Here is a 24,245-nt window from a genome sequence, read left to right as displayed (position 1 = left end):
AGGGTTGAATTTACGAGGGAGTGGATGTGACAGGTTATTGGGTAGATGGACTGGCGGTCGGTTTTTTGCTCGTAACCTGGCTTGGTTACAGCCTGGTCGCGAATTACTTAGCCAAGGGCAACCCCTGTCTTGCCAGTGTGCTTCATTTGTACCGAGGTGATTGGATGCGAAGTCTGTTAAGGCGGGAAAATCGAATTGCTGATAATGGCATCATTGCAAACCTTGAGCGAAATGTTTCCTTTTTTGCCTCAACCTCCATTCTGGTGCTGGCGGGCCTGTTAACGCTTTTGAATGCCCCGGGCAGCGGCATGCTGGTGTTATCAGACTTGCCTTTTACGGAAGTGACCTCAAGACAATCATGGGAACTCAAGATCCTGGTGATGATTGTTATTTTTGTCTACGCCTTTTTTACCTTCACCTGGAGCCTGCGAGTCTATAATTTCGCTTCGGTATTAATGGGTGGCGCGCCCTTGTTTGATGAAGAACTGGCTGAGACCGAGCGAGCCGCCTATGCCAGCCGCCTTGCCAATATCCTTTCGATTGCGGCAGCGCACTTTAACTATGGCTTACGAGCCTATTACTTTGGTTTGGCCACCTTGGCTTGGGTGATTTCTCCCTGGTTGTTTATCGGGGCCACCGCGCTGGTGGTGGTGATTCTTTACTATCGGGAATTTCATTCCCGGGTATTGAAAGAGATGATGTTAAGCCCATCAAAGTAAAACCTGTCTGCTTGCTAATCTTGCCCTTGAAAAGAGGGCCACCCACCCCCATCTAGCTTGCTAACGTCGGTGAAACCTCGTTTCACCCGAATTCCTTTTGATCAACTGATTTTCAGGCATAACAATGACGACAGAAACCCAAAAAGAGACTCTAGGCTTTCAGACTGAAGTGAAGCAGCTGCTTCACCTGATGATTCATTCGCTGTATTCCAACAAGGAGATCTTCCTGCGGGAGCTGATTTCCAATGCCTCTGACGCGGTAGACAAGCTGCGGTTTGAGGCCCTGTCTAGCAGTGAGCTTCTTGAGTCTGACACTGAATTGGCCATTCGTATCAGTCATGATGCCGAGGCGAATACCTTAACGATTGCCGATAACGGTATTGGTATGAATCGTCAGGAGTTGATTGATAATCTGGGGACTATCGCCAAGTCGGGAACTTCCCAGTTTCTGCAGTCGTTGACCGGTGATCAAAAGCAAGATGCCCACCTGATCGGTCAATTTGGTGTTGGTTTCTATTCTGCCTTTATCGTGGCGGATCGAGTTACTGTTGTCAGCCGCCGGGCCGGTGAAGCTGAAGCGGTTCGTTGGGAGTCTGCTGGAGAGGGGGATTTCACCATAGAGTCCGCTGATCGTGACCGTCGGGGCACCGAAATTACCTTGCATCTAAAGTCCGATTGTACCGAATATGCCGATGGCCACCGTCTACGAAACGTTATTCGTAAGTACTCTGATCATATTGCCGTACCGGTTATTATGATTAAGGAAGAGCTGCCAAGCGAAGATGAAACCGAGGTAAAGGCTGCGGAAGAGGAAACCGTCAATTCGGCTACGGCTCTCTGGACCCGTCCTCGTACGGAACTCAATGATGAGGAGTACCAAGAGTTCTACAAGCATGTCAGTCATGACTTCGAGGATCCGCTGAGCTGGAGTCACAACAAGGTGGAAGGCAAGCTCGATTACACCAGTTTGCTCTATATCCCTGCTCGAGCACCTTATGATTTATGGAATCGTGACATCCCGCGTGGGCTTAAGCTGTACGTTCAACGCGTATTTATCATGGATGAAGCCGAGCAGTTTCTGCCTCTTTATCTGCGCTTTATCAAGGGCGTAGTCGACTCCAATGATTTGTCCCTTAACGTTTCTCGCGAAATTCTGCAAAAGGATCCTGCCATCGATACCATGCGCGGCGCGCTGACCAAACGCGTACTGGACATGCTGGGTAAGTTGGCTAAAAAAGAACCTGAAAAGTACGCAAGTTTCTGGAGTGAGTTTGGTCAGGTACTGAAAGAGGGCCCGGCGGAAGACTACGCAAACAAGGAAAAGATTGCCAAGCTGTTGCGCTTTGCTTCAACCCATGAAGATTCCGAAGAGCAGAAGGTTTCCCTTGATGACTATGTTTCGCGCATGGCTGAAGGTCAGGACAAGATCTATTTCATTGCCGGTGATAGCTATGCGGCAGCGAAGAGTAGCCCTCACCTGGAGATTTTCCGTAAGAAGGGAATTGAAGTTGTCGTCCTTTACGATCGCATTGACGAGTGGTTGATGCAGCATCTGATGGAATTTGATGGCAAGCAGTTGGTTAGCGTTGCTAAAGGTGCTCTGGATCTAGGGGAGCTCGATTCCGAAGAGGACAAGAAACTGCAAGAAAAAGTAGCTGAAGAGTACAAGGATCTGGTTGAGCGTGTCACTGAGGTGCTTAAGGATAAGGTCGAAGAAGTGCGTATTACCCATCGTTTGACCGATTCGCCGGCCTGTCTGGTTGTGGGCGAAATGGATATGGGAGCACAGATGCGGCGTGTGCTGGAATCAGCGGGACAAGCAGTACCTGACAGCAAGCCGAGTTTTGAACTGAATCCAGAGCATCCATTGGTGCAAAAGCTGGCCAACGAGAGCGATATGGACCGTTTCAATGACTTGACGGCCGTGCTCTTTGATCAGGCCAACCTTGCAGAGGGTGGAAGCTTGAAGGATCCTGCAGGTTATGTGCAGCGTCTCAACAAGCTGTTGCTTGAGTTGAGCAACTGATTACAGAGGTATGAGGGGCCTGGCCCCTCAAGTTATCGACCATCAAAAAAGGGAGCTTAGGCTCCCTTTTTTGATGGTCGATTGTAGACGCTTTTTTAATGAATTGGCTGATCACTGTGGGTGATTAGCCAATCCTGTTTAGCCATTGTAGCGTCGCAAAACCAGAGAGGCATTGGTGCCACCAAAGCCAAAGCTGTTGGACATCACGGTGGTAAGGCCGGCCTTGTCCTTGTTCTGGAGTGCAATTGGCATTCCTTCGGCTTCAGGGTCCAGTGTTTCAACATTGGCTGATGCACAGATGAAGTCGTTTTCCAGCATCAGCATGGAATAGATCGCTTCCTGCACGCCTGCTGCACCCAGAGAATGCCCGGTCAATGATTTGGTTGAACTCAGAGGGGGGATTTTATCACCGAAGGCGGCACGAATGGCTTTGAGCTCAGCGAGGTCACCAACGGGGGTGCTGGTGCCATGCACGTTGATGTAGTCGATCGGAGTGTCAACAGTTGCGGTAGCAATCTTCATGCATCGTTCAGCACCTTCGCCTGAGGGTGCAACCATGTCATAACCGTCCGATGTGGCACCATAGCCGACAACTTCGGCGTAGATCGTGGCGCCACGAGCCAAGGCGTGCTCTAGCTCTTCAAGCACTACCATGCCACCACCGCCGGCGATGACAAAGCCATCACGATCAGCGTCGTAGGCGCGAGATGCCTTTTCGGGTGTGTCGTTGTACTTGGTGGAAAGGGCGCCCATCGCATCAAACAGGCCGGTCTGGCTCCAATGCTCTTCTTCGCCACCGCCAGCAAAAACAATATCCTGCTTGCCCAGTTGAATCTGTTCAACACCATTACCAATACAGTGAGCACTGGTCGCGCAAGCGGAAGTAATGGAGTAATTGATGCCCTTAATCTGGAAAGGGGTCGCCAGACAGGCGGATACGGTGCTGCCCATGGTGCGCGGAACCCGGTAAGGTCCAACTCGCTTAATGCCTTTTTCACGGATGATATCGGCGGCTTCTACTATGTTCTCGGAAGAGGCTCCGCCGGAACCAGCAATCAAACCGGTGCGTACGTTTGAAACTTCAGATTCGCTCAGGCCTGCATCGGCAATTGCCTGCTCCATAGCCAGGTAAGCGTACCCTGCGGCCTGGCCCATAAAGCGCAAACGTTTGCGGTCAATGTGCTCGGCCAGATCCAGGTCAACAGAGCCAGATATGTGGCTGCGAAAACCCATTTCCTGGTAAGTTTCATTCAAGCTAATGCCAGACTTACCCTGTTTGAGGGAGTCCAGAACACTGGCTTTGTCGTTACCCAGGCAAGAAGTGATGCCCATTCCGGTTACTACTACGCGTCTCATAGTACTTTACCTTGCTCTGTAGACTCAGAAATTGTCTGTGGATGTAAACAGACCTACTCGCAAGTTGTTCGCGGTGTAGATCTCTCTGCCGTCAACGCTGACGGAGCCATCGGCAATACCCAATACCAGCTTACGGCTAATCACCCGCTTAATATTGATCCGGTAGGTGACCTTTTTTGCTGTTGGCAGAATCTGCCCGGTAAATTTCACTTCGCCGCAGCCCAGCGCACGTCCGCGGCCGGGGTTTCCCTGCCAGCCAAGATAGAAGCCAACCAGTTGCCACATTGCATCCAGCCCCAGGCATCCAGGCATGACCGGATCGCCAGGGAAATGACATTCAAAAAACCAGAGATCCGGGGTGATGTCGAGTTCAGCGATAATCTCTCCCTTACCGTATTCTCCACCCTCTGAAGCGATGTGACTTATTCTGTCCATCATCAGCATATTAGGGGTAGGGAGCTGGGCATTGCCGGGCCCGAACATCTTTCCGGCGCCGCATTCGAGCAGCTCTTCACGGGTGTAGGCGTTTTTAGGGGTCATAGATAATCCTGGGTTATATAGGTGTGATGTCCGTATTCGCTAAGCTGTGCTGGGCGGGTATCAGAGCATCACAGCCAGATTGGCCACTATAGGTCAGATTTACGCGGTGACTATATCACCAATTACCCAGTGGCATAACGCACAGCGGCAGCTGGTAACAAAATTCAAACATTCATCTACTATGCGGTTTACATGCGGTGGATGCCAAGATCTCTGAGTTGTCTGTGATACACTCAAAGCCATACGAAGAAACGGTTTCTCATCGGCTTCAAGTCAGATGTAAAGCAAATAGAGAGTATTTATGACAGGTAAGATTATCGCTGTAATTGGCGGTGGCAGTTTTGGCACTGCGATAGCGGATATTATCGCGAGTAATGGTCATGAGGTTCGTCAGTGGATGCGGGACGAGGCATTAGCCAAGGATATTAACAAACAACGAGTCAATAGCCGTTATCTTCCGGATTACCAGCTTCATGAAGGCATTCACGCTTCCACCGATATCTTTTGGGTGGTGGCGGAAGCCGATGTGATTTTTGTTTCCATTCCCAGCAGTTCATTTCGCTCCGTGGTACAAACCATGAAGGAGGCTGTTGTTGGCAAAGTGCTTATCAGTACCACCAAAGGAGTTGAAGCGGGTAGCTTTGACTTGATGAGCCAGATTTTGGCTGAGGAGGTGCCAGAGGCTCGTATTGGTGTGCTCAGCGGACCTAATCTTGCCAAGGAGGTGGTTGCCAAGGCAATCACAGCAACGGTCATCGCCAGTGATGACGAAGCCCTGTGCCAGGAGGTTCAGGGGCTATTGCATTCTGACTACTTCAGGGTTTATTCGAATCACGATATTTACGGTGTAGAGCTGGGCGGAGCCTTGAAAAATATTTATGCCATTGTCGCTGGCCTGGCAGAATCCTTAGGAATGGGTGAGAACACCAAAAGTATGTTGATCACTCGCTCCCTGGCGGAAATGAGTCGCTTTGCCGTAAAAATGGGCGCTAATCCGCTAACCTTTTTGGGCCTGTCTGGTGTAGGAGACCTGATTGTCACCTGCACCAGCTCGTTGAGCCGTAATTTTCGTGTGGGCTATGCCCTGGGCCAGGGTAAGTCGCTGGAGGAGGCAGAGGCAGAGCTGGGCCAGGTAGCCGAAGGGATAAATACGTTGCAGCTGGTTCGGGCCAAGGCTCGTGAGCTGGAGGTTTATATGCCTCTGGTCGATGGCCTCTACGAGATTGTTGTCAATAAGCGCAGTATTCGGGACGTCACCAGACACCTTATGCTAGGCGAGCAGAAAACTGACGTTGAATTTATCCTTCAGTCCGATTAACAAGAGGAGTTTAGACCATGGACGAATCCGTTAAACAGCACCTGAAATCGGAGTCTCAATGGCTGAGAATTCTGTTTATGCTGATGTTCTGGGTCATCATGCAAGTAGCAAGACTTGTGGTTGCGTTAGTGATTTTGGTTCAGCTGATATTTGCCTTGATAACCGGTAGTCCAAACGACAATGTTTTGCATTTTTCCAAAAGCCTGAATTGTTTTATTTACCAGGTGTTGTCATTTCTTACTTATAACAGTGATGAGAAACCGTTTCCTTTTCGCGATTGGCCAGAGGGCTAACCGATGAGTCGTCATATTCTGCTCATGCGTCATGGGGAAGCAGGGCTTATGGCGGAAGAAGATTCCGAACGTGTGCTTACCGAGCGGGGTGAAGCTCAAGTGCTGGCGACGCTTGAGCATCTATCAGATTTAAAGATTGATCATATTATCGCCAGTCCCTATCGGCGTGCGCAACAAACGGCAGGCCTGATTTGTCAGACTTTCACCGGTAGTTTTACGACCAGTGATTTGCTCGTACCCGATGCCGATCCGGTTGTTGCGCTGAAAGAGTTGGTTGATCAATCTTCTGAGCAATCGATAATGCTGGTTTGTCATATGCCTTTAGTGAGTAATATGGCGGGATGGTTATTAGACAATGCTCCGTCCCGCGGGCTCAGGTTTGCTACCGCTGATGTAGCCGTTATTGAGGCGGAATGGGTCGCAGGAGGCTTTGGCGTTTTAGAGGCCGTGTTTGGCCCGCAGGGACGTCTCTGAGCCTTCTAGAAAAAATAGAGTTATCTGTACTTCTATTTCACAATAAAAATAATAGTGAGCTTTTCCAATCATGAGTGACGCAACTGTTCTGACCCGTAAACTCGGGAATATCACCCATATTTCGATCAATCGGTCCGAATGTAAAAATGCCGTTGACGAAACTACTGCCCAAGCCCTCTATGAGGCTTTTGATTGTTTTGATCACGACGAATCTGCATCCGTTGCGGTGTTCAGCGGTGAGGGTGGGGCATTTTGTGCCGGCGCTGATCTAAAAGGTGTTGCTAACGGCACGCCCCAGCCTGTTGAGGTGGAAGGGCGTGGTCCTATGGGGCCGACCCGGATGCGCTTATCCAAACCTGTTATCGCAGCTGTTGAAGGTCCTGCGGTAGCCGGCGGTCTGGAGTTGGCCTTGTGGTGTGACCTGAGAGTCGCGGCCAGGGATTCATTGTTTGGAGTTTACTGCCGGCGATTCGGGGTTCCGTTGGTGGATCTGGGAACCGTGCGATTACCCCGCTTGATTGGCCATAGCCGAGCGATGGATCTGATTCTTACCGGGCGCGGAATAGATGGAGTGGAAGCAGAACGAATCGGTTTAGTGAATCGTCTGTGCGAATCAGGCAAGGCCCTGGATTGCGCCGTTCAGCTCGCGACAGAGATCGCTGAATTACCACAGCGATGCTTGCGGAATGATCGTTTGTCGGCAATAGAACAGTGGGACCTTGACCATGAATCCGCAACCCGCAATGAGATCTGGCGTGGCATCGATACCATTAACAGTGGAGAAACCTTGCTGGGTGCTGGTCGTTTTAGTGGGGGAGAAGGGCGGGGCGGAAAACCGGTTTCCTGAGGGTTCATGGGCGAAGGTCTAAATCGTACAGGCAGAACCGGTCCAACGATGATCCAAGGCTTCTAGGGTGGCAATATAAGCCTGTTTTAAGGCGATGGGACCGTTGCTCAGGTTTCTTGGCGAGCAGCGAGGCAAGCCCTGAATGGCTAACGCTTGCAAGTTGGATTGTTGAGGGATCTCCAGTGCTTTACTGTTGGTGCGACGCCAGGGGGAGCGGGAACTGATATGATGGTAAAAAATACGTTCTCCCGGCTTCGTAGCAGCCAGTCCATGACGATCTTTGATGCCACCATCCCAATACCATTGACCATCAATGCGTGCCGGCTGCATCAAGAAGGGTACTGCGCAAGAGGCTTGGACCGCCAGGCTTAAATCGCCATCTTCTAGTATGCGTGTGGTTCCGCTTTTAGCGTGATACGCCGATAAGTGCAGCGGAATGGCGCAATCGGAAAATTGCTCGATACCCGTAAAGTCTCTTACTAATGAGCGAAAGCGTTGCCCCTTGAGCAATCCCAGACCCCAACCTGGATCCCAGAACTGGTGGGGCTTGAGCCTAATCAAAAAATCTCGTATCCGGTTTGGAGAAGCGTCGCTGCTCAGGCAGCAGCCGATAAGCGCACCGGCACTCGAACCGGTAATTTTTACCGGTTTCAAACCTCGCTCATATAAAGCGCAGGCCATGCCGCAGTGGGCATAGAAGCTGAAGAAACCTGATGACATGGTTAGGGTAAAAGGCTCTTCTTGGAGCCATTCAGCCAGCGTTTGTTTTGTCGTTTGGGGCTTTACGTTGGTGGGTGAGGTCATATAGATTATATGTCAACTAAATAGCGGCAAGCCAAATTGGCGTAAAAACAGGCAGTATTTTCTCATGAAAGACCAGCAGATTCACTTTGCTCACGCGAATGGCTTTCCTTCTGAAAGCTATCGCAAATTATTCCTGGGGCTAGAGCGGCATGGGTACCAGATCGGCTATCTAGCCAAGCATGGGCACAACCCACAATACCCTGTTACCAACAGTTGGAAGCATCTCGTAGATGAACTGATAGTCACCATTGAACGAAACTATGAGCAGCCCATAATCGGGATTGGCCACTCCCTCGGAGGCGTTTTGTGCTCGTTTGCGGCAGCGAGGCGGCCCGATTTATTCAGGGCCGTTGTCATGCTCGATTCCTTTGTTATCAGCCCCACGGAAAAAGTTGTGATTTCCTTGGCCAAGCGAACCGGTTGGATCGATCGAATTACTCCCGCAGGTCGTACTCGAGATCGACGATCACAGTGGTCCAGTCACGATGAAGCGCGCGAGTACTTTAGAGGCAAAAAGTTGTTTCGCCATTTTGATAATGATTGTCTGGAGGATTACCTGAGGGCGGGTTTATCCCATGCTGGCCAGAATGTCGAGTTGGTCTACGATCCACAAATAGAAGTTAGCATCTACCGCAATGTGCCCCACCGCTCCCCCGACCGTTATAACCGTTTCGTGACACCAACCGCCTTGCTGTATGGGGAGCACAGTGATGTGGTTAAGGCGCAACGGGTCAGGCGTGGGCAGCGAAATCGAAATCTATTGCAAAGGCGGGTTCAGGGAACTCACATGTTCCCGCTGGAGCATCCACTGGAAAGCGCTCACCATATTCATACCGTGCTAGAGCGACTGTTGAGTGAGGATAACCAATGATGCATAGCACTTCCGGATTTGATGAGTTTGAAGTTGAGGCTAATGGCCTGTGCTTTTCTATTTGCGGCTGGGGTGACCAGGACCAGCCAGTTTTGTTCGCCCTTCATGGCTGGCTGGATAATGCTGCCAGCTTCCATTTTTTGGCCCCATTATTGAAGCATTACAGAATTCTGGCGCTTGATCTGGCCGGTCATGGCCGAAGTGATCACCGCCCCGTCGGAGTTGCCTACAACATTTGGGATAATGTGGCGGATGTGCTTGCGATAGCCGACGCGTTATCTATTAACAAATTTTCCTTGTTAGGTCATTCGATGGGCGGTGTTATTTCCATGTTGATCGCCGGTAGCTTTCCTCAACGTGTTGAGAGATTGCTCTTGATTGATGGCATTTGGCCAATGGTTACCTCCAGTAGCGATTCCCCCGAGCAGTTGGCAAAAGCAATAACCGGAATGCAAAGCGTTACTCAAAAACGTAAAACTGTTTATGCTACGGTGGATGAAGCAATAGAGGCTAGGATGAAAGGGCTTAATCCATTGTCATTTGATGCAGCCAAACCTCTAACAAAAAGAGGCGTAGAGACCGTTGATGGCGGTTTCCAATGGCGCAGTGATCTCAGGTTGCGCTTGCCTTCAATGATGCGGTTAACATGGAATCAAGCCAGGGCATTCGTCGCTAACATAGTGGCACCAACCTGTTTGATTCTTGCTGAAGATGGAATCTATTTATCTCGGGAAGAGTTTGCCCGAAGCCGTGAGCTTCTACAACGCTTCTCTTTGTGCCCCGTCGCCGGAGGGCATCATCTTCATATGGAAGCAGAAGTGACCGAAGTGGCGAATGTCTTAAATCAATTTATTGAAAGGGCAGAGTAGGGTTACCTGATTGTTGCCGAACCCACTATTATTCTTCGGAAAGAAAAGGGATGCAGAAAAAGCAATAAATAGAGCAGGTTGGTGATTTTAAGTGGTGAATTAATTGTATTGAGGTTCTGTCGTGGCACCAAAAGTCTGGATGGAAGAAGATGGAATTATGAGGGTGGACTATGGCCCTGATGCTCATGTTACGCTTGAATCTGTGCAGCATATTGCTCGGCTTGCATATGATATTTGTTCTGATAAACATCCGGCTTTAATTACTGCTCAACGAACTGTAAAGGTTGATAATGAAGCCTTGAAATATTTGCAAGGTGAGGAGTATCGTCGAATCTCAGCGGCGGTTGCGGTAGTTACTAAAACGCCATTGGAACGTTTTCTGTTGCGTATGTATGCCACGTTGCAACCACCGACGTTTCCTGTAAAAGGCTTTTCTTCAGAAGCTGAAGCGTTGGCCTGGCTTGAGAGTTACCGATCACCAAAGGGTTGAGTTTGCTCTCTTTGTTTTTCTAGCAGTAAGTGCGTTGTTGTTTCCGCATTCTGTGGTGAATGGAAAAAATATCCTTGCATCAGTGTGCAGCCAAGTTTCTTCAATTGGTGCGCCTGTTGTTCGGTTTCGACCCCGGTAGCGGTTAATTGTATGCCAAGATTTTGGGCCGTTAACGATATGGTTTTTAGTATGCGTTGCGATTCAGAAGAGCTATCAACGTCACGCACTAAGTTCGGATCGATTTTTATTGTGTCGATGGGGAGTGCGCTCAGTAATGGTAAAGAGGTTGGGGTGGCCCCGAATCGATCCAGTGATATTTTAAAACCTAGCTGTGAAATTTTATGCAGAACGTCAGTTAGTTTTGGGCTTTCGTTTAGCAAAATGGGGGCGTCAAGCTCGATTTCCAATTGATTATCGACGGTTTGTTCCAGGCGAAGGCGATTTAGTTGAACCAGTAACTCTTCGCTATCTTGTAATAATGCAGCGGAGAGATTGATCGACAAGGTTCCGTAAGAAACCCCTAATAACCGCCATTTTCTCAATTGATCTTGTAGTAGTTGCAAGACCTCCTGCTCGAAGCGAAATATTAGCTGGCTCTGTTCTGCGATAGGAAGGTGTTCGCCAGGAGTTACTAGTTCGCCTTCTTCGTTATACCAGCGAGACAGGGCTTCAAGTCCGATAATCTGGTTGTCTTTGGCTTGTACTCTGGGCTGGAAATAACTCTGGATTGAGCCTTGAGAGAGCGCTGAATCCAGTTCCTGCTCCAGTTGCAGCCGCCGGTTAAGCGTACGATTCATGTTGGCACTAAAAAAACGGTAGCTATTTTTTCCTGCCCGCTTTGCGTGATACATTGCGGTGTCGGCATTTTTCAGCAATTCTTTTGTTGTTGTGCCATTTTGCGGGTAAAGCGCAATGCCAATGCTGGGAGTTACCCATCGAGTATGACCGTGAAGTCGAATTGGTGTGCTGAGCAATTCCACAATATTGCTTGCAGCGGATGAAGCATCGTAAGGGGATGATATATTCTCAATCAGTAACGAAAATTCGTCGCCGCCCAGTCGGGCTAAAGTGTTTTCCCGACGCGAGTGGTTGCTCAGTCGACGAGCAATTTCCTGCAATACATGGTCTCCGGTTTGGTGGCCCAATGTGTCGTTGATCTCTTTAAAGTTATCCAAGTCAATAAACAAGACGGCATGTTCGGTTGGGGCTCGGTGTGAACGCGCAATTACCCGTGAAAGCTGAGCAAGGAAAAATTGCCGGTTAGGTAAGCTGGTGATGTCGTCATAATGGGCCGCGTGTTCCAGCTGTTGTTGTTGCTCCTTTTGGTACCCTATATCCCTGAGTGATAGCAAAACCGAGATATGCTCTTGAAATTGAAAAGGGTTGGCGACAGCTTCTACGAATAGAGGGGTTTTGTTTTGAGTGCAGAGTTCCAGCTCGCAGTCATTGAGCTGATAGCTTTTCTTATGCAGCAGTTGGTGGAAGGGTTTGGGTAGTTTTGCCCATTGCGAATTCGTGATGAATTCCCTGAGTTCTCGGTGGATCAAATCCTCTTCATTATCAACCCCCAGTAACCGGGCGGCAGATCGGTTAGCGTAAGTGATAATCCCGCCGTCGAGAAGGAGCAAGGCTTCTGTCGTTAGATCGACAACTTGCTGATAATGCTGTTCGGTTTGTTCTAGTGCCAGCCCCAGCATTTGAAGCTCTGTGATATCGCAAAAGCTGAGCAGCCAATTTCCCCTGAGGTTGTGTTCTTGTAATGGTTGACAAGTGATACGAAATTGATGGGTAGATCCGGCAATGGTCAATGGCAATGTTTCAATGCGGGATTGGCCGTTCCGGGCAGCGTTGATCAGCTCAAGAATTGCGCGGGTTTCATCCTCTTTAAAGCAGTTTCCGATCGCGGTCAGTTGATCAGTATCAGGAAGGAAAAGTTTGGCGGCAGCATTACTCTGTAAAACATGGCCTTGCCCGTCAATCAGTATCCTTGGATTTTCATCGGCATTAGCAAACAGGTGCTGCTGGCGGTAACCTCTTGAGCAACTTCGGTAGATGATCAGGCAGCCGCCCAGGCAGGCGATAATCAGTGCCTGAGAGGCGGGGGGGAGCCCTTCGCTGAGCAGTATTGTGAAGATGGCGCTGGCCAACAGTAACAACGGGAATAGCTGTTCCTTGAGGAACGCTTTGAAATCTGTTGAAAACCAGCGGCTAAACAAGCTTTGAATAAAGGGGTGTACCACGCTTTCATCCCATGTACGGCGATGCTATAACACAGTGTAGGATATGCTGGCTTTTCTGCTCTGTTTTGGGTGGTGGTCAGTCGCAACGATGGATTAATGCGCAGTAAATGCTGAAATGGAGGTTGTGTGTCATTAGGTTTGCCAAAACGAGGTCTGTTTCTAATTCTTTTAGGTGTTTGGTTGCCTGTGCCGTTTGTGGTTGCTCAAGATCTGGGCATTGAGGCCTATCCCAACGCCACCCTTGTAAGCCAAGTCAATGAGCAAGCTAGTAACCATCAGTTGGTTACGGGCTCGATCAAGAAAATTAATGGCGTGGTGCGTGCTGATAGTGAGTTTCGCGTTAATGGTCAGCTTGCCCGGAAGCTTTACCAGATTCCGGAAGGGCATACGAACCAGGATGCGTTTGAATTCACCGAGCAGGCCATACTCGCCAAAGGTTACAAAACCCTTTACCGCTGCCAAGGTCGGCGTTGTGGCAGTAGTAACTTCTGGGCCAATGAAGTGTTTAATATTAAACAGCTCTATGGGCGCGATAACGCTCAGTTTTATCTTATTGCTGAGAACGAATCATTGCTTGGAGACTACCTGCTTACCTATGCGATTTTACGAGGTAACGGGCGTGTTTTTAGCTTGGTTGAACACTTTGAAACTGATCAGGCTCGTCAGGCTCGCATCCAGAGTCAACACTACATTGACGTTCCGGGCTGGCCTTCTGATGTTGGCGCTCTGGCCACTTCCAGTGGTCTGGAAAAACTCGTCACGATTTTCAAGGAACGTTCTGATCCGGCTGTTCTGGTCGTCTCTATTGCCGGGGACTCACCGACGCAAAGTGACCTGAATAATTTACTGGCACAGTCTGGCCGTTATGCCGAAGCGGTTAAGCAGCAGCTTGTTGGGCGGGGTGTCGATGGTAACGCCGTTATGGTGCTGGGCGTGGGGCCTGCGTTGTTTCCTGCGGGAGATCCGGGCACGGCGACAGTGAGGGTCTTGCTGCAATAAAGCCAGCTTTGGGCAAGGGACAGAACGACGCCGACTATTGAGCGAGTCTGTCCCGGATGTGTTGAGGCATTGTTATGCCTATGAAGTTAGTCTCGAATCAAGGATAGAAATTCCGCTCTGGTGTGAGCTTTATTGCGGAAGTGGCCAAGCATGACAGAGGTCTTCATCATGGAGTTCTGTTTTTGTACCCCTCGCATCATCATGCACATGTGTTTGGCCTCAATAATTACGCCAACACCGGAAGCACCTGTCACCTGTTGAATGGTGTCGGCGATCTGTTTGGTCAGGTTTTCCTGTATCTGCAGTCTGCGAGCATACATATCTACGATACGAGCAACCTTGGATAACCCCAGTACCTTGCCAGAGGGAAGGTAGGCGACGTGGCAGCGGCCTATAAAGGGCAGCATGTGATGTTCGCACAATGAGTAGAGCTCAATATCCTTGACGATCACCATCTCATCATTATCAGAAGGGAACAGGGCGTCGTTTACCACTTCGTCGAGGCTTTGCTGGTAGCCTTGGTTGAGAAACTTAAAAGCTTTAGCTGCTCTGGCCGGTGTATCTTTAAGGCCGGGTCTATCAAGGTCTTCACCTACGGCTTCGATGATATCGGCGAACGACTTTTCCATGATGCATCACTCAGTTGGGTAGCCGGTACTGGTATGGGCTAATGAATTAAGGGGCGCTATTGTACGTGTTCGAATGCTTACGGAAAACCCTGCAAGAAGGATCGGTAGTGGGAATTAAAGCCCGCTTTGGCTACCATGACGGCCTTATCTTTGATGGGAGTAGAGCGTTTGAAAGATTCGGTTACAGCCAATGGTTTATCCACGATCGCTGATTACATTCGCTGGGCGTTCAGCCGTTTTAACGAAGCCGAGCTATTTTATGGCCATGGTACCGACAATGGTTGGGATGAAGCTGTCCAGCTGGTCTTGCAAAGCCTGCACTTGCCTTGGGATTTCGATCGTTCATTGATGAGTTGTCATCTGACCGAGACCGAGCAGCACTTACTGCAGCAGCAGATTGATCGCCGGATTGATGAGCGCATTCCTTTGGCGTATCTCATCAATAAAGCCTGGTTTTGTGGCATGCCTTTTTATGTTGATGAGCGTGTTCTGGTGCCAAGGTCGCCAATTGCCGAACTGATCGAGCAGGAGTTCCAACCCTGGCTGGGGGATACTCGAGTCTCCAAAGTGCTGGATCTTTGCACCGGCAGTGGTTGCATCGGCATCGCCTGTGCAGCAGCTTATCCTGAGGCTGAAGTGGACCTGGTCGATCTGTCAGAAGAGGCGTTGCAGGTCGCCACCATCAATGTCGACAATCATGAGCTGCTGGGACGGGTTGAATGCATCCAGAGTGATCTGTTTTGTGCCCTGGCCGACCGGCAATACGATCTGATCGTCAGCAACCCTCCCTATGTTGATGCCGAGGATCTGGGGGATATGCCGGCAGAGTTTCATCATGAACCTGAGCTCGGTTTGGCGGCGGGTAACGATGGACTTGATCTGGCCTGGCGTATTCTTGCGCAAGCGGCAGATTATCTCAGCGATCAGGGTTTGCTAGTGATGGAGGTGGGTAATAGCTGGGTTGCCTTGCAGCAGCAAGCCCCTGAGGTGCCTTTTGCCTGGGTGGAGTTTGCCCATGGCGGAGATGGTGTGTTGGCGTTGAGTGCCGATGATTGCCGAAAGTATCAGGACCAATTTAAGATGCTTGTATCCTGACGTGGGACAATTAGTCACAGCCTGTTGAAAATCGGTATAATCTGCCCGCGCTCAATATGCGTATCAGCTCCTGGAGAAGCTGTTTTAACAATAGCTTTATGTCCCCAACATCAACGACAAAGAGTCCCGAATGTCAGGAAACAGTTTTGGCAAGTTGTTCAGTATCACCACCTTTGGTGAATCCCATGGTCCCGGCCTGGGGTGTATCGTCGATGGTTGCCCTCCCGGGATAGAGCTCGATGAGGCGATGTTGCAGACCGATCTCGATCGCCGTAAGCCTGGTACGTCACGCCATACCACGCAGCGTCGAGAGGCAGATCAGGTGCGTATTATGTCGGGTGTGTTTGAGGGCAAAACCACTGGTACGCCGATTGGGTTGTTGATAGAAAATACCGATCAGCGGTCCAAGGACTACACCAATATTGCCCGGCAGTTTCGGCCGGGGCACGCCGACTATACCTACACTCAGAAATACGGTTTTAGGGATTACCGCGGAGGTGGGCGTTCATCCGCCCGGGAAACCGCTATGCGGGTCGCGGCCGGTGGCATCGCCAAGCGTTTCCTGGCATCCCAGGGTGTTACAGTTCGCGGATACCTGTCTCAATTAGGACCGATCAAAATCGATCGCGTGGAATGGGAGGAAGTCAATAATAATCCCTTCTTCTGCCCCGATCCGGATAAAGTGCTCGAGATGGAACAGTACATGGATCGCCTGCGCAAAGAAGGGGACTCCATTGGCGCCCGCCTTACGGTAACCGCGACCGGGTTGCCACCCGGCCTGGGCGAACCGATTTTTGATCGCCTCGATGCCGATATTGCCCATGCCCTGATGAGCATTAATGCGGTTAAGGGGGTTGAGATTGGTGCCGGTTTTGACTGTGTTACGCAAAAAGGCACCGAGCATCGCGACGAAATGACCCCTGAGGGCTTCCTCTCTAATCACGCAGGAGGCATTCTTGGTGGAATTTCCAGCGGTCAGGAGATCCAGGCTCATATTGCCCTGAAGCCTACCTCAAGTCTGCATCTGCCTGGTCGTAGTGTAGATCTCGAAGGTAATGCCATTGAGGTGGTAACCAAGGGACGGCATGATCCCTGTGTTGGTATTCGAGCCACCCCGATTGCCGAGGCGATGCTGGCGATCGTGCTGATGGATCATTGGCTGCGACATCGGGCGCAAAATGCAGATGTGACCTGCGATACGCCGGTGATTGCCGCCCAAGCTCCCGAGCAGTAATTATGGTTCGCAGCGCTGATACCCAGGGGGGGAGCCTGGCGCTGTTCTATTTCTTCTACTTCGCCATTATCGGAGCCCAGGCACCCTACTGGGCTCCTTACTTACAAAGTCTCTCTTTTGGTGCTGCCGAGATCGGTCAGTTAATGGCCGTCTTGATGGTGACCAAAGTATTTGCCCCCAGCCTGTGGGGGTGGCTTGGTGACCGTTACGGTGGTCGCATGTATCTGGTGCGAATGGGCTCATTGGCCACTCTGCTTATTTTTTGTGCAGTGCCGTTCTTGCGTGACTTCTGGTTACTGGCGCTGGCGATAGCGGCTTACAGTTTTTTCTGGAATGCGGTCTTGCCCCAGTTTGAAGTGGTGACCCTGGCCAGGTTAGGGGATCAACCTCAATATTACAGCCGTATTCGTCTCTGGGGCTCCATCGGGTTCACCCTGATGGTGCTAGTGGCCGGTGTCTTGATCGGTGAATGGGGTATCTCAATGGTGCCCTGGTTTATGCTGGCCGCCATGCTGGGAATGCTTCTTGTCTCCCTGAGAGTAAGTGAGCGACCCGTTAGCTCGAAACCGGAGGAGGGGCGAGGGTTTCTCCCCATACTGCTTCGGACTGACGTTCTCTGTTTTTTTCTGGCCTCGGCTTTGATGCAGGTCGGCCATGGCCCTTATTACACCTTTTTCAGTATCTATATGGCGGATCAAGGTCACAGCAGTGCGGTAATCGGCGTTCTGTGGGCGCTAGGGGTCATTGCCGAGATTTTGCTGTTCTGGTTTATGCACCGGTTGATGCCGGTGATCGGGGTGCGTTGGTTATTGCTTTCCGCGCTACTGCTGGCGGCGTTGCGTTGGGCCTTGTTGGGGGTTTTCCCGGAGAACTTCCTCCTGGTTGTGCTAACTCAGTTATTGCATGCGGCGACCTTCGGTAGTTTTCACTCGGCATCGATTGAATACGTTCGCCAGAAATTCGGTCATGCCCATGCGGGGCAGGGACAGGCGTTTTACAGCGGGATCAGCTTTGGTGGGGGGGCAGCCATTGGTGCTCTGGCTTCCGGTTATAGTTGGGAAGCCTTTGGCGGCGGCTGGACCTTTGTCGGGGCGGGAGGGGTGAGTTTACTGGCAGCAATTTTGGTATGGCGCTTTATAGGTCCGCCTCAGGGCTTCGAAAAAAGCTGACGGGGCAGGTATAGCGAGTGAACCTGACACTCAGATTGCTTGAGTTCTGACCAATCACTGATATCACAGTCGATGACTACCAGGGCTGCGGTCGGTATGGGGTCGCAAAAATCTGCATCCAGAGAACTGACAAAACTTTCGAGCCCAGGGTTGTGCCCAACGGTCATGATGCAATCCTGAGTCTCGGCGTAATCAATAATAACCTGCAGAATCTGGTGAGCGCTGGCATGAAATAAGCTGTGCTCCACTTCCAGTTTGGGGCGGTGGCTATAGGCATTCATAACGCTATGAGCGGTGGTCAGGGCCCTGTTGGCGGGGCTGCTTAAAATCAGGCTGAGTTGAGGGAATTGCTGATAAATCCATCCGGCCATAAGAGGCGCGACACGTTCACCGCGCTTGTTGAGCGGTCGTTCGATGTCCGGTAAACCGGGATGGCTCCAGCTCGATTTGGCGTGGCGTAGAATCAGTAATTGTTTCATTCAAAGCCCTTCACGGTTGCTGTGCAGAATATCAATGAATGCCCGAGCGGCATTTGAAAGCGTGCGCTCTGTGTGGTGAATATAGCCAAGATCCCGCTCAAGGTTGGCGCCAATCAGTTTGATCTCTGACAGTTCGTCATCGAGCATGGAGCGTGGCAGTACGCTCCATGCGAGTCCAATGGAAACCATCATCTTGATGGTTTCCAGATAGTTGGTGGTCATCGATACCGTTAACTCCAGGTGGTGCGCGTTGAACAGACCTTTCACTATATGGTGGGTGAAAGTGTTTTGTCCGGGAAATATGGCGCTGTACTGGCTCAGCTCTTGTAATGTCAAGGCTTTGCTGTGGGCAAGGGGGTGCTCGCTGGAGACGACGAAGCATAGTGGATCGCTCCAGACTTTTTGCGAATAGATCAATTCCCGGGCCCGTTGCTGGGGGGCAAGCGTGATGATGCCTAGCTCAATTTGCCCATGAATCACCTCTTCGTAAGCCACTTCCGAGTCCACAAAATGAATGTCCAGAGCGACTTCGGGGTGTTGGCGGCTGAATTGCCGCAAAATTGGCGGTAGCCGATGCAGGCCAATATGGTGGCTGGTCGACAGGGATAATGAACCTCCAACATCTCCTTTCAGGTTGTTGAGCTGGCGTCGGGCGTCTTCCAGCTCAGCCAGGATGCCATAAGCCTTTGGTAGTAACGTATTACCGGCTTCGGTCAAGCTGATCTGTCTTCCGATGCGGTCAAACAGGCGGGCGTTGAGCTGGGTTTCCAGGGTGGCGATGCGTTTACTGATGGCGGGCTGTGTTAAATGCAGTTGCTCGCCGGCCAGGGAGAATGAGCCGCTTTCAGCGACGGCAATGAAAGCCTGTAAGGCACTGGTTTCCATAGGTTATACCTGTTGATGTTTAGATTCCATTTTGGAATCTAAACTATAACAAATATGAATTTGTTTTATTTGATTCTAGCCATTAGCATAGCCGCAATGATCATCCTGGAGGTTTCTCGAGGATGGTATTTTTCGATTCTGCAGTGAACCTGTAGGCTTGCTGCCCGCGATAAAAGAGGCAACTCTAATGACAGCCAAAACCCTGTACGACAAGTTATGGGATGCACATTTGGTGAAACAGCGCGATGACGGCTCTGCGCTGATCTATATCGATCGTCAATTGCTTCATGAGGTGACTTCTCCTCAGGCATTTGAAGGGCTCAGATTGGCCGGACGAACCCCCTGGCGACTTGATGCCAACCTGGCAACCCCCGATCACAATGTACCTACGACCGCAGACGAGCGGTCTGAGGGCATAGAAGGTATTGTCGATCGCGTATCGCGTATCCAGGTGCAGACTCTGGATGACAACTGCCAACACTTCGGCGTTCAGGAATTTCGTATGAACGATCGCCGTCAGGGCATCGTGCATGTGGTTGGGCCCGAACAGGGAGCGACGCTGCCAGGAATGACTGTGGTCTGCGGTGATTCCCACACCTCGACCCATGGCGCCTTCGGTGCGCTGGCCCATGGTATTGGTACCTCCGAAGTAGAGCATGTGATGGCGACTCAATGCCTGGTCGCCAAGAAGATGAAGAATATGCTGGTGCGGGTCGATGGTGAGCTGGGTGAGGGCGTTACCGCCAAAGACGTAGTCCTGGCCATTATTGGCGAAATTGGTACCGCTGGCGGCACAGGGTACGCCCTGGAATTTGGTGGCGATGCCATTCGGTCGTTGAGCATGGAAGGGCGTATGACGCTGTGCAATATGGCGATTGAGGCCGGTGCCCGTGCCGGTATGGTCGCTGTCGATCAGGAGACCATCGATTATGTCAAAGACCGTCCGTATGCCCCCAAAGGCAAGGATTGGGATAAGGCGGTTAACGCCTGGCGTGATCTGGTCTCCGATGATGACGCAGAATTTGACCGGGTTGTTGTGCTCAAGGGTGAAGAGATACTGCCGCAGGTAACCTGGGGCACCTCGCCGGAGATGGTACTGCCGGTGGATGGTTCTGTGCCCGATCCCGCCCAAGAAAAAGATGAGACTCGCAGCCTGGGTATTGCGCGGGCGCTTGATTATATGGGATTGGATGCCGGTCAGAAGATCACCGATATTCATTTGGATCGAGTGTTTATAGGGTCCTGTACCAATTCGCGCATTGAAGACCTCAGGGCTGCGGCTAAGGTGGTTAAAGGTCGCAAGGTGGCGTCTACTCTCAAGCAAGCACTGGTGGTGCCAGGGTCAGGCTTGGTCAAGGAGCAGGCGGAACGAGAGGGCCTGGATCGGATATTTATCGATGCGGGTTTGGAATGGCGTGAGCCGGGATGCTCCATGTGTCTGGCCATGAATGCTGACAAACTGGGCTCGGGAGAGCACTGCGCTTCCACGTCAAACCGAAATTTCGAAGGGCGTCAAGGGTTTGGGGGAAGAACCCACCTGGTGAGCCCTGCCATGGCCGCAGCCGCAGCTGTTATGGGGCATTTTGTCGATGTCCGTGAGCTTGACTAAGCGCGAACAACAGATCAGGTGAAAGAACAATGAAACAATTTACTCAGCTAACGGGTATTGTCGCGCCGCTGGATCGCGCGAACGTCGATACCGATATGATTATTCCCAAGCAGTTTCTGAAATCGATCAAACGCAGTGGCTTTGGCCCCAACCTGTTTGATGAATTGAGATATCTGGATGAGGGTCAGCCAGATCAGGATTGTGCTGGTAGGCCGCTTAATTCTGAATTTGTCCTCAACCAGCCCCGTTATGAGGGGGCTTCTGTGCTGCTGGCGCGACAAAATTTCGGCTGTGGTTCGAGTCGTGAGCATGCCCCCTGGGCGTTGGATGATTACGGGTTTCGTTGTGTGATTGCACCCAGCTTTGCGGATATTTTTTACAATAACTGCTTTAAAAACGGCATTCTTCCGATCACCTTGCTCGACGAAGTCGTGGATCAACTGTTTGAGGAAGTTCAAGCAAACGAAGGTTATCGGTTGGAGGTGGATCTGGAGCGCGAAGTGATCCTGAAACCCGATGGCCAGGAAATTCCTTTCGCTATCGATGGCTTCCGCAGGCATTGCCTCCTCAATGGTTTGGATGAGATTGGCCTCACCCTACAGGACGCTGATGCCATCCGCCGTTTTGAGCAAAAACATGAGAAAAAGCACCCCTGGCTGTTCGGGGCGATCAAGTAAATTTTTAATGGAAGACAAGTGATGACTAAGCAGGTTTTGATTTTACCAGGTGATGGCATTGGGCCAGAAATTACAGCGGAAGCCGTCAAGGTGCTGGAAGCTGTCAAGTCGCGTTTTTCCCTTGATCTATCGTTTGATCAGGCGCTGGTGGGCGGTAGTGCGATAGATGTTCATGAGGTTCCCTTGCCTGAAGAAACCATGGAAAAAGCGCGCGCTGCCGATGCTATTTTGCTTGGTGCCGTGGGTGGCCCTAAATGGGATGGTCTGGATATGGCAATACGTCCTGAAAAAGGCTTGCTGGGATTAAGGTCTGGCCTGCAACTGTTCGGCAACTTGCGCCCGGCAATTCTTTATCCTCAGTTGGCGGATGCTTCGACGCTGAAACCTGAGGTGGTTTCTGGTCTGGATATCCTTATTGTTCGCGAGCTGACCGGGGGGATCTATTTTGGTCAGCCAAGGGGTATTCGGATGCTGGATAATGGTGAGCGTCAGGGTTTCAATACTTACGTTTATTCGGAATCTGAAATTCGGCGTATCGGCAAGGTCGCTTTTGAGGCGGCGCGTAAGCGTGGTGGAAAATTGTGCTCGGTCGATAAGGCTAATGTGCTGGAAGTGACCGTGCTTTGGCGTGAAATCATGGATGAGATGGCAAAGGATTACCCCGATGTCGAACTCAGCCATATGTATGTCGATAATGCTGCCATGCAGCTGGTGAAGGCCCCGAAACAATTTGATGTGATGGTAACGGGCAACATGTTTGGTGACATTCTTTCCGATGCCGCGGCCATGCTCACAGGTTCGATTGGTATGCTGCCATCGGCGTCCCTTGATGAAAATGGTAAGGGTATGTATGAGCCTTGTCACGGCTCGGCGCCGGATATTGCCGGCAAAGGTATTGCCAACCCGCTAGCGACAATCCTGTCGGCGGCGATGATGCTGCGCTATTCATTGTCAGAGACCGAGGCTGCTGATGCCATTGAGGCGGCAGTAAGTCAGGTTTTGGATCAGGGTTTGAGAACCGCAGATATTCAATCTGAAGGTTGTCAGCAGGTGAGTACTCGCCAAATGGGTGATGCTGTCTTGGCCGCATTGGTCTGAGAAAATACGCTAGCGGTAGGAGTTAGAAAATGTTGAAAGTTGGGTTTGTAGGTTGGCGTGGCATGGTCGGTTCGGTACTGATGCAGCGTATGGCCGAAGAGAATGATTTTGCCGATATCGATCCCGTGTTTTTTACCACCTCTCAGATGGGGCAGGCGGGTCCAGAGGTCGGTAAAATCATACCGTTGCTGAAAGATGCGCGAGATATTCATGAGTTGGCACAGATGGACGTGGTGCTGACATGCCAGGGTGGGGATTACACCAAATCTGTCTATCAACCTTTACGGGATGCAGGCTGGAAGGGCTATTGGATCGATGCGGCCTCGTCGTTACGTATGGCGAGTGAGAGCGTCATTATTCTGGATCCCGTCAATCGTGACGTCATCGATAAGGCGCTGGATGCCGGAGGTAAAACCTTCGTTGGCGGTAACTGTACGGTTAGCTTGATGTTGATGGCGTTGGGAGGCTTGTTCAAGGCCGATGCAATTGAATGGCTAACATCCCAGACTTATCAGGCGGCATCCGGGGCGGGTGCCCAGAATATGCGAGAACTGCTCAATCAGATGGGGGCATTGAATAGCGTTGTTGCTGATGAGCTGGCCACGCCTTCCAGCGCTATTCTCGACATTGATCGTAAGGTGACAGATGCAATGCGCTCTGCGGATTTTCCTGCCGCTAACTTTGGTGTTCCGTTGGCGGGGAGCCTGATTCCCTGGATCGATAGTGAGCTGGAGAGCGGTCAAAGCCGGGAAGAGTGGAAGGGACAGGTTGAAACGAACAAGATTCTTGGTCGGGATACGAACCCCATTGCTGTCGATGGTAACTGTGTGCGTATTGGTGCTATGCGAAGCCATAGCCAGGCTTTCACCGTAAAATTGAAAGAGCATATCCCGTTGACCGATATCGAGGCGATGTTGGCTGAGCATAACGACTGGGTGAAAGTAGTTCCCAATCATCGCGATGAAACCATTGCAGGACTCACACCGACTGTCGCTACCGGAACGCTCTCGGTTCCGGTTGGTCGTTTGCGTAAGCTTAGTATGGGGCCTCAGTATTTATCGGCGTTCTCTGTGGGTGATCAGTTGTTGTGGGGGGCGGCGGAACCTCTGCGGCGTATGTTAAGGATACTGTTGAGTGTTTGATCGGCAGTGATGCGCTGGTATTGAATCGATTGTTGGTTAGATGGTCGTTCTCTGGCCCCATACCGGGACTTCAACTCTGTTTTTTGAGTCTGGGTATGGGGTTCGTTTTTTTGTCTCTGATGCAAAACTGTGCACTACGTCGAAGAATCGACGGCTAATGGTTGCCGTGATTTCTGTACCCTCCTAACAGATATTGATAAAAAACCATTTATAATTGATACTTACTGAAACTTGTGCATAAGCTTTCTAGCTTTTTTCTACAATCAGCTAGTATGTATTATTAACTGACAACCGGGTCTCGGCAGGAGTCTGGTTAGTCTGTGGTCAGCTGTTCACTTGTCGGGAGTTAAGGATGACTTACTCCGGGGGGGCTGGTGAATTG

At 50.9% G+C, this 24,245-nt stretch carries 24 protein-coding genes; 17 read left to right on the top strand and 7 right to left on the bottom strand.

Annotated elements, in window-relative coordinates; genetic code table 11:
* Positions 1-26 precede the first annotated feature (26 nt).
* Together MIB40_RS02810 and htpG are read left to right on the top strand one after the other, a co-directional pair.
* Positions 27-719: a DUF599 domain-containing protein gene (locus MIB40_RS02810; RefSeq protein WP_249690550.1), complete on the top strand. Its 693-nt coding sequence runs from the start codon at positions 27-29 to the stop codon at positions 717-719.
* A gap of 124 nt (positions 720-843) precedes the next feature.
* Positions 844-2,745 (top strand): molecular chaperone HtpG, encoded by a 1,902-nt coding sequence (gene htpG / locus MIB40_RS02805; RefSeq protein ID WP_249690548.1) that lies wholly within the window; start codon positions 844-846, stop codon positions 2,743-2,745.
* 138 nt (positions 2,746-2,883) lie between these two features.
* Here htpG and fabB read toward each other — a convergent pair whose 3' ends face one another.
* Both fabB and fabA read right to left on the bottom strand, forming a co-directional pair.
* Positions 2,884-4,101 carry a beta-ketoacyl-ACP synthase I gene (gene fabB / locus MIB40_RS02800; protein WP_249690546.1) on the bottom strand — a complete coding sequence of 406 codons (1,218 nt, stop codon included), beginning with the start codon at positions 4,099-4,101 and terminating at the stop codon, positions 2,884-2,886.
* A gap of 24 nt (positions 4,102-4,125) precedes the next feature.
* Positions 4,126-4,641: a 3-hydroxyacyl-[acyl-carrier-protein] dehydratase FabA gene (gene fabA / locus MIB40_RS02795; protein WP_249690543.1), complete on the bottom strand. Its 516-nt coding sequence runs from the start codon at positions 4,639-4,641 to the stop codon at positions 4,126-4,128.
* Positions 4,642-4,942: 301 nt separating this feature from the next.
* Between fabA and MIB40_RS02790 the strand changes: the two genes are divergently transcribed.
* The 4 genes from MIB40_RS02790 (at position 4,943) to MIB40_RS02775 (ending at position 7,573) form a co-directional block, all read left to right on the top strand.
* A complete protein-coding gene (locus MIB40_RS02790; RefSeq protein WP_249690541.1) occupies positions 4,943-5,959 on the top strand; it encodes an NAD(P)H-dependent glycerol-3-phosphate dehydrogenase in 1,017 nt (338 codons plus the stop codon).
* Between the two features lie 17 nt (positions 5,960-5,976).
* Entirely contained in the window at positions 5,977-6,252 is a 276-nt protein-coding gene (locus MIB40_RS02785) for a DUF4389 domain-containing protein (protein WP_249690539.1), read from the top strand.
* 3 nt (positions 6,253-6,255) lie between these two features.
* Entirely contained in the window at positions 6,256-6,726 is a 471-nt protein-coding gene (gene sixA / locus MIB40_RS02780; protein WP_249690537.1) for a phosphohistidine phosphatase SixA, read from the top strand.
* A 70-nt stretch (positions 6,727-6,796) separates the two neighbouring features.
* Positions 6,797-7,573, top strand: coding sequence for a crotonase/enoyl-CoA hydratase family protein (locus MIB40_RS02775; protein ID WP_249690535.1), 777 nt, complete (start codon positions 6,797-6,799; stop codon positions 7,571-7,573).
* 18 nt (positions 7,574-7,591) lie between these two features.
* On the opposite strand, the gene MIB40_RS02770 is transcribed toward MIB40_RS02775, so the two are convergent.
* Complete coding sequence (locus tag MIB40_RS02770) at positions 7,592-8,293, bottom strand: patatin-like phospholipase family protein (RefSeq protein WP_249690534.1); 702 nt, start codon at positions 8,291-8,293, stop codon at positions 7,592-7,594.
* Positions 8,294-8,441: 148 nt separating this feature from the next.
* Between MIB40_RS02770 and MIB40_RS02765 the strand changes: the two genes are divergently transcribed.
* The 3 genes from MIB40_RS02765 to MIB40_RS02755 all read left to right on the top strand — a co-directional run bounded on the left by MIB40_RS02765 (position 8,442) and on the right by MIB40_RS02755 (position 10,607).
* On the top strand, positions 8,442-9,248 hold the full coding sequence (locus MIB40_RS02765; RefSeq protein WP_249690524.1) for an alpha/beta hydrolase: 807 nt from the start codon (positions 8,442-8,444) through the stop codon (positions 9,246-9,248).
* Positions 9,245-10,117 carry an alpha/beta fold hydrolase gene (locus MIB40_RS02760; RefSeq protein WP_249690523.1) on the top strand — a complete coding sequence of 291 codons (873 nt, stop codon included), beginning with the start codon at positions 9,245-9,247 and terminating at the stop codon, positions 10,115-10,117. The genes MIB40_RS02765 and MIB40_RS02760 overlap by 4 nt, the downstream gene beginning before the upstream one ends.
* 121 nt (positions 10,118-10,238) lie before the next feature.
* Entirely contained in the window at positions 10,239-10,607 is a 369-nt protein-coding gene (locus MIB40_RS02755) for a DUF7793 family protein (protein WP_249690521.1), read from the top strand.
* On the opposite strand, the gene MIB40_RS02750 is transcribed toward MIB40_RS02755, so the two are convergent.
* Positions 10,586-12,847, bottom strand: coding sequence for a sensor domain-containing protein (locus MIB40_RS02750; RefSeq protein ID WP_249690519.1), 2,262 nt, complete (start codon positions 12,845-12,847; stop codon positions 10,586-10,588). The two genes, MIB40_RS02755 and MIB40_RS02750, sit on opposite strands and share 22 nt — an antisense overlap.
* A 126-nt stretch (positions 12,848-12,973) precedes the next feature.
* Here MIB40_RS02750 and MIB40_RS02745 point away from each other — a divergent pair, with 126 nt between their 5' ends.
* Positions 12,974-13,846 (top strand): DUF4892 domain-containing protein, encoded by an 873-nt coding sequence (locus MIB40_RS02745; RefSeq protein ID WP_249690517.1) that lies wholly within the window; start codon positions 12,974-12,976, stop codon positions 13,844-13,846.
* 86 nt (positions 13,847-13,932) lie between these two features.
* Here MIB40_RS02745 and folE read toward each other — a convergent pair whose 3' ends face one another.
* A complete protein-coding gene (folE, locus tag MIB40_RS02740) occupies positions 13,933-14,475 on the bottom strand; it encodes a GTP cyclohydrolase I FolE (RefSeq protein WP_249690515.1) in 543 nt (180 codons plus the stop codon).
* 135 nt (positions 14,476-14,610) lie between these two features.
* On the opposite strand from folE, the gene prmB reads away from it, so the two are divergent.
* From prmB to MIB40_RS02725, 3 genes are all read left to right on the top strand, one after another.
* Positions 14,611-15,570: a 50S ribosomal protein L3 N(5)-glutamine methyltransferase gene (gene prmB, locus MIB40_RS02735; RefSeq protein WP_249690513.1), complete on the top strand. Its 960-nt coding sequence runs from the start codon at positions 14,611-14,613 to the stop codon at positions 15,568-15,570.
* A gap of 130 nt (positions 15,571-15,700) precedes the next feature.
* A complete protein-coding gene (gene aroC / locus MIB40_RS02730; protein WP_249690511.1) occupies positions 15,701-16,804 on the top strand; it encodes a chorismate synthase in 1,104 nt (367 codons plus the stop codon).
* Positions 16,805-16,806: 2 nt separating this feature from the next.
* Positions 16,807-17,973 carry an MFS transporter gene (locus tag MIB40_RS02725; protein WP_249690509.1) on the top strand — a complete coding sequence of 389 codons (1,167 nt, stop codon included), beginning with the start codon at positions 16,807-16,809 and terminating at the stop codon, positions 17,971-17,973.
* Here the strand turns inward: MIB40_RS02725 and MIB40_RS02720 are convergent.
* Together MIB40_RS02720 and MIB40_RS02715 are read right to left on the bottom strand one after the other, a co-directional pair.
* Entirely contained in the window at positions 17,952-18,452 is a 501-nt protein-coding gene (locus tag MIB40_RS02720) for a SixA phosphatase family protein (RefSeq protein WP_249690507.1), read from the bottom strand. The two genes, MIB40_RS02725 and MIB40_RS02720, sit on opposite strands and share 22 nt — an antisense overlap.
* A complete protein-coding gene (locus MIB40_RS02715; protein WP_249690505.1) occupies positions 18,453-19,337 on the bottom strand; it encodes a LysR family transcriptional regulator in 885 nt (294 codons plus the stop codon).
* A 187-nt stretch (positions 19,338-19,524) separates the two neighbouring features.
* Between MIB40_RS02715 and leuC the strand changes: the two genes are divergently transcribed.
* From leuC to asd, 4 genes are read left to right on the top strand one after another with little or no spacing between them, the layout of a single operon-like run.
* Entirely contained in the window at positions 19,525-20,946 is a 1,422-nt protein-coding gene (gene leuC, locus MIB40_RS02710; protein ID WP_249690503.1) for a 3-isopropylmalate dehydratase large subunit, read from the top strand.
* Positions 20,947-20,975: 29 nt separating this feature from the next.
* Positions 20,976-21,623, top strand: a complete 648-nt coding sequence (gene leuD / locus MIB40_RS02705; RefSeq protein ID WP_249690501.1) for a 3-isopropylmalate dehydratase small subunit — start codon at positions 20,976-20,978, stop codon at positions 21,621-21,623.
* Positions 21,624-21,644: 21 nt separating this feature from the next.
* Entirely contained in the window at positions 21,645-22,721 is a 1,077-nt protein-coding gene (leuB, locus tag MIB40_RS02700; RefSeq protein WP_249690499.1) for a 3-isopropylmalate dehydrogenase, read from the top strand.
* Positions 22,722-22,750: 29 nt separating this feature from the next.
* Positions 22,751-23,863 carry an aspartate-semialdehyde dehydrogenase gene (gene asd, locus MIB40_RS02695; protein WP_249690497.1) on the top strand — a complete coding sequence of 371 codons (1,113 nt, stop codon included), beginning with the start codon at positions 22,751-22,753 and terminating at the stop codon, positions 23,861-23,863.
* Positions 23,864-24,245 lie beyond the last annotated feature (382 nt).

This window comes from Aestuariirhabdus haliotis (genome assembly GCF_023509475.1).
GTDB classification, from domain to species: Bacteria; Pseudomonadota; Gammaproteobacteria; order Pseudomonadales; family Aestuariirhabdaceae; genus Aestuariirhabdus; species Aestuariirhabdus haliotis.
The sequence above is the reverse complement of the archived record's forward strand: the minus strand, read 5'-3'. Positions and strand labels throughout refer to the sequence as shown.

Bases quoted from the DNA above. Each gene is read 5' to 3' on its own strand.
- htpG (WP_249690548.1), top strand. From the start codon at position 844: ATGACGACAGAAACCCAAAAAGAGACTCTAGGCTTTCAGACTGAAGTG.
- MIB40_RS02765 (WP_249690524.1), top strand. From the start codon at position 8,442: ATGAAAGACCAGCAGATTCACTTTGCTCACGCGAATGGCTTTCCTTCT.
- MIB40_RS02720 (WP_249690507.1), bottom strand. From the start codon at position 18,452: ATGAAACAATTACTGATTCTACGCCACGCCAAATCGAGCTGGAGCCAT.
- MIB40_RS02785 (WP_249690539.1), top strand. From the start codon at position 5,977: ATGGACGAATCCGTTAAACAGCACCTGAAATCGGAGTCTCAATGGCTG.
- leuD (WP_249690501.1), top strand. From the start codon at position 20,976: ATGAAACAATTTACTCAGCTAACGGGTATTGTCGCGCCGCTGGATCGC.
- prmB (WP_249690513.1), top strand. From the start codon at position 14,611: ATGACGGCCTTATCTTTGATGGGAGTAGAGCGTTTGAAAGATTCGGTT.
- leuC (WP_249690503.1), top strand. From the start codon at position 19,525: ATGACAGCCAAAACCCTGTACGACAAGTTATGGGATGCACATTTGGTG.
- folE (WP_249690515.1), bottom strand. From the start codon at position 14,475: ATGGAAAAGTCGTTCGCCGATATCATCGAAGCCGTAGGTGAAGACCTT.
- MIB40_RS02725 (WP_249690509.1), top strand. From the start codon at position 16,807: ATGGTTCGCAGCGCTGATACCCAGGGGGGGAGCCTGGCGCTGTTCTAT.
- aroC (WP_249690511.1), top strand. From the start codon at position 15,701: ATGTCAGGAAACAGTTTTGGCAAGTTGTTCAGTATCACCACCTTTGGT.
- MIB40_RS02790 (WP_249690541.1), top strand. From the start codon at position 4,943: ATGACAGGTAAGATTATCGCTGTAATTGGCGGTGGCAGTTTTGGCACT.
- MIB40_RS02775 (WP_249690535.1), top strand. From the start codon at position 6,797: ATGAGTGACGCAACTGTTCTGACCCGTAAACTCGGGAATATCACCCAT.
- MIB40_RS02715 (WP_249690505.1), bottom strand. From the start codon at position 19,337: ATGGAAACCAGTGCCTTACAGGCTTTCATTGCCGTCGCTGAAAGCGGC.
- MIB40_RS02760 (WP_249690523.1), top strand. From the start codon at position 9,245: ATGATGCATAGCACTTCCGGATTTGATGAGTTTGAAGTTGAGGCTAAT.
- leuB (WP_249690499.1), top strand. From the start codon at position 21,645: ATGACTAAGCAGGTTTTGATTTTACCAGGTGATGGCATTGGGCCAGAA.
- sixA (WP_249690537.1), top strand. From the start codon at position 6,256: ATGAGTCGTCATATTCTGCTCATGCGTCATGGGGAAGCAGGGCTTATG.
- MIB40_RS02770 (WP_249690534.1), bottom strand. From the start codon at position 8,293: ATGTCATCAGGTTTCTTCAGCTTCTATGCCCACTGCGGCATGGCCTGC.
- fabA (WP_249690543.1), bottom strand. From the start codon at position 4,641: ATGACCCCTAAAAACGCCTACACCCGTGAAGAGCTGCTCGAATGCGGC.
- asd (WP_249690497.1), top strand. From the start codon at position 22,751: ATGTTGAAAGTTGGGTTTGTAGGTTGGCGTGGCATGGTCGGTTCGGTA.
- fabB (WP_249690546.1), bottom strand. From the start codon at position 4,101: ATGAGACGCGTAGTAGTAACCGGAATGGGCATCACTTCTTGCCTGGGT.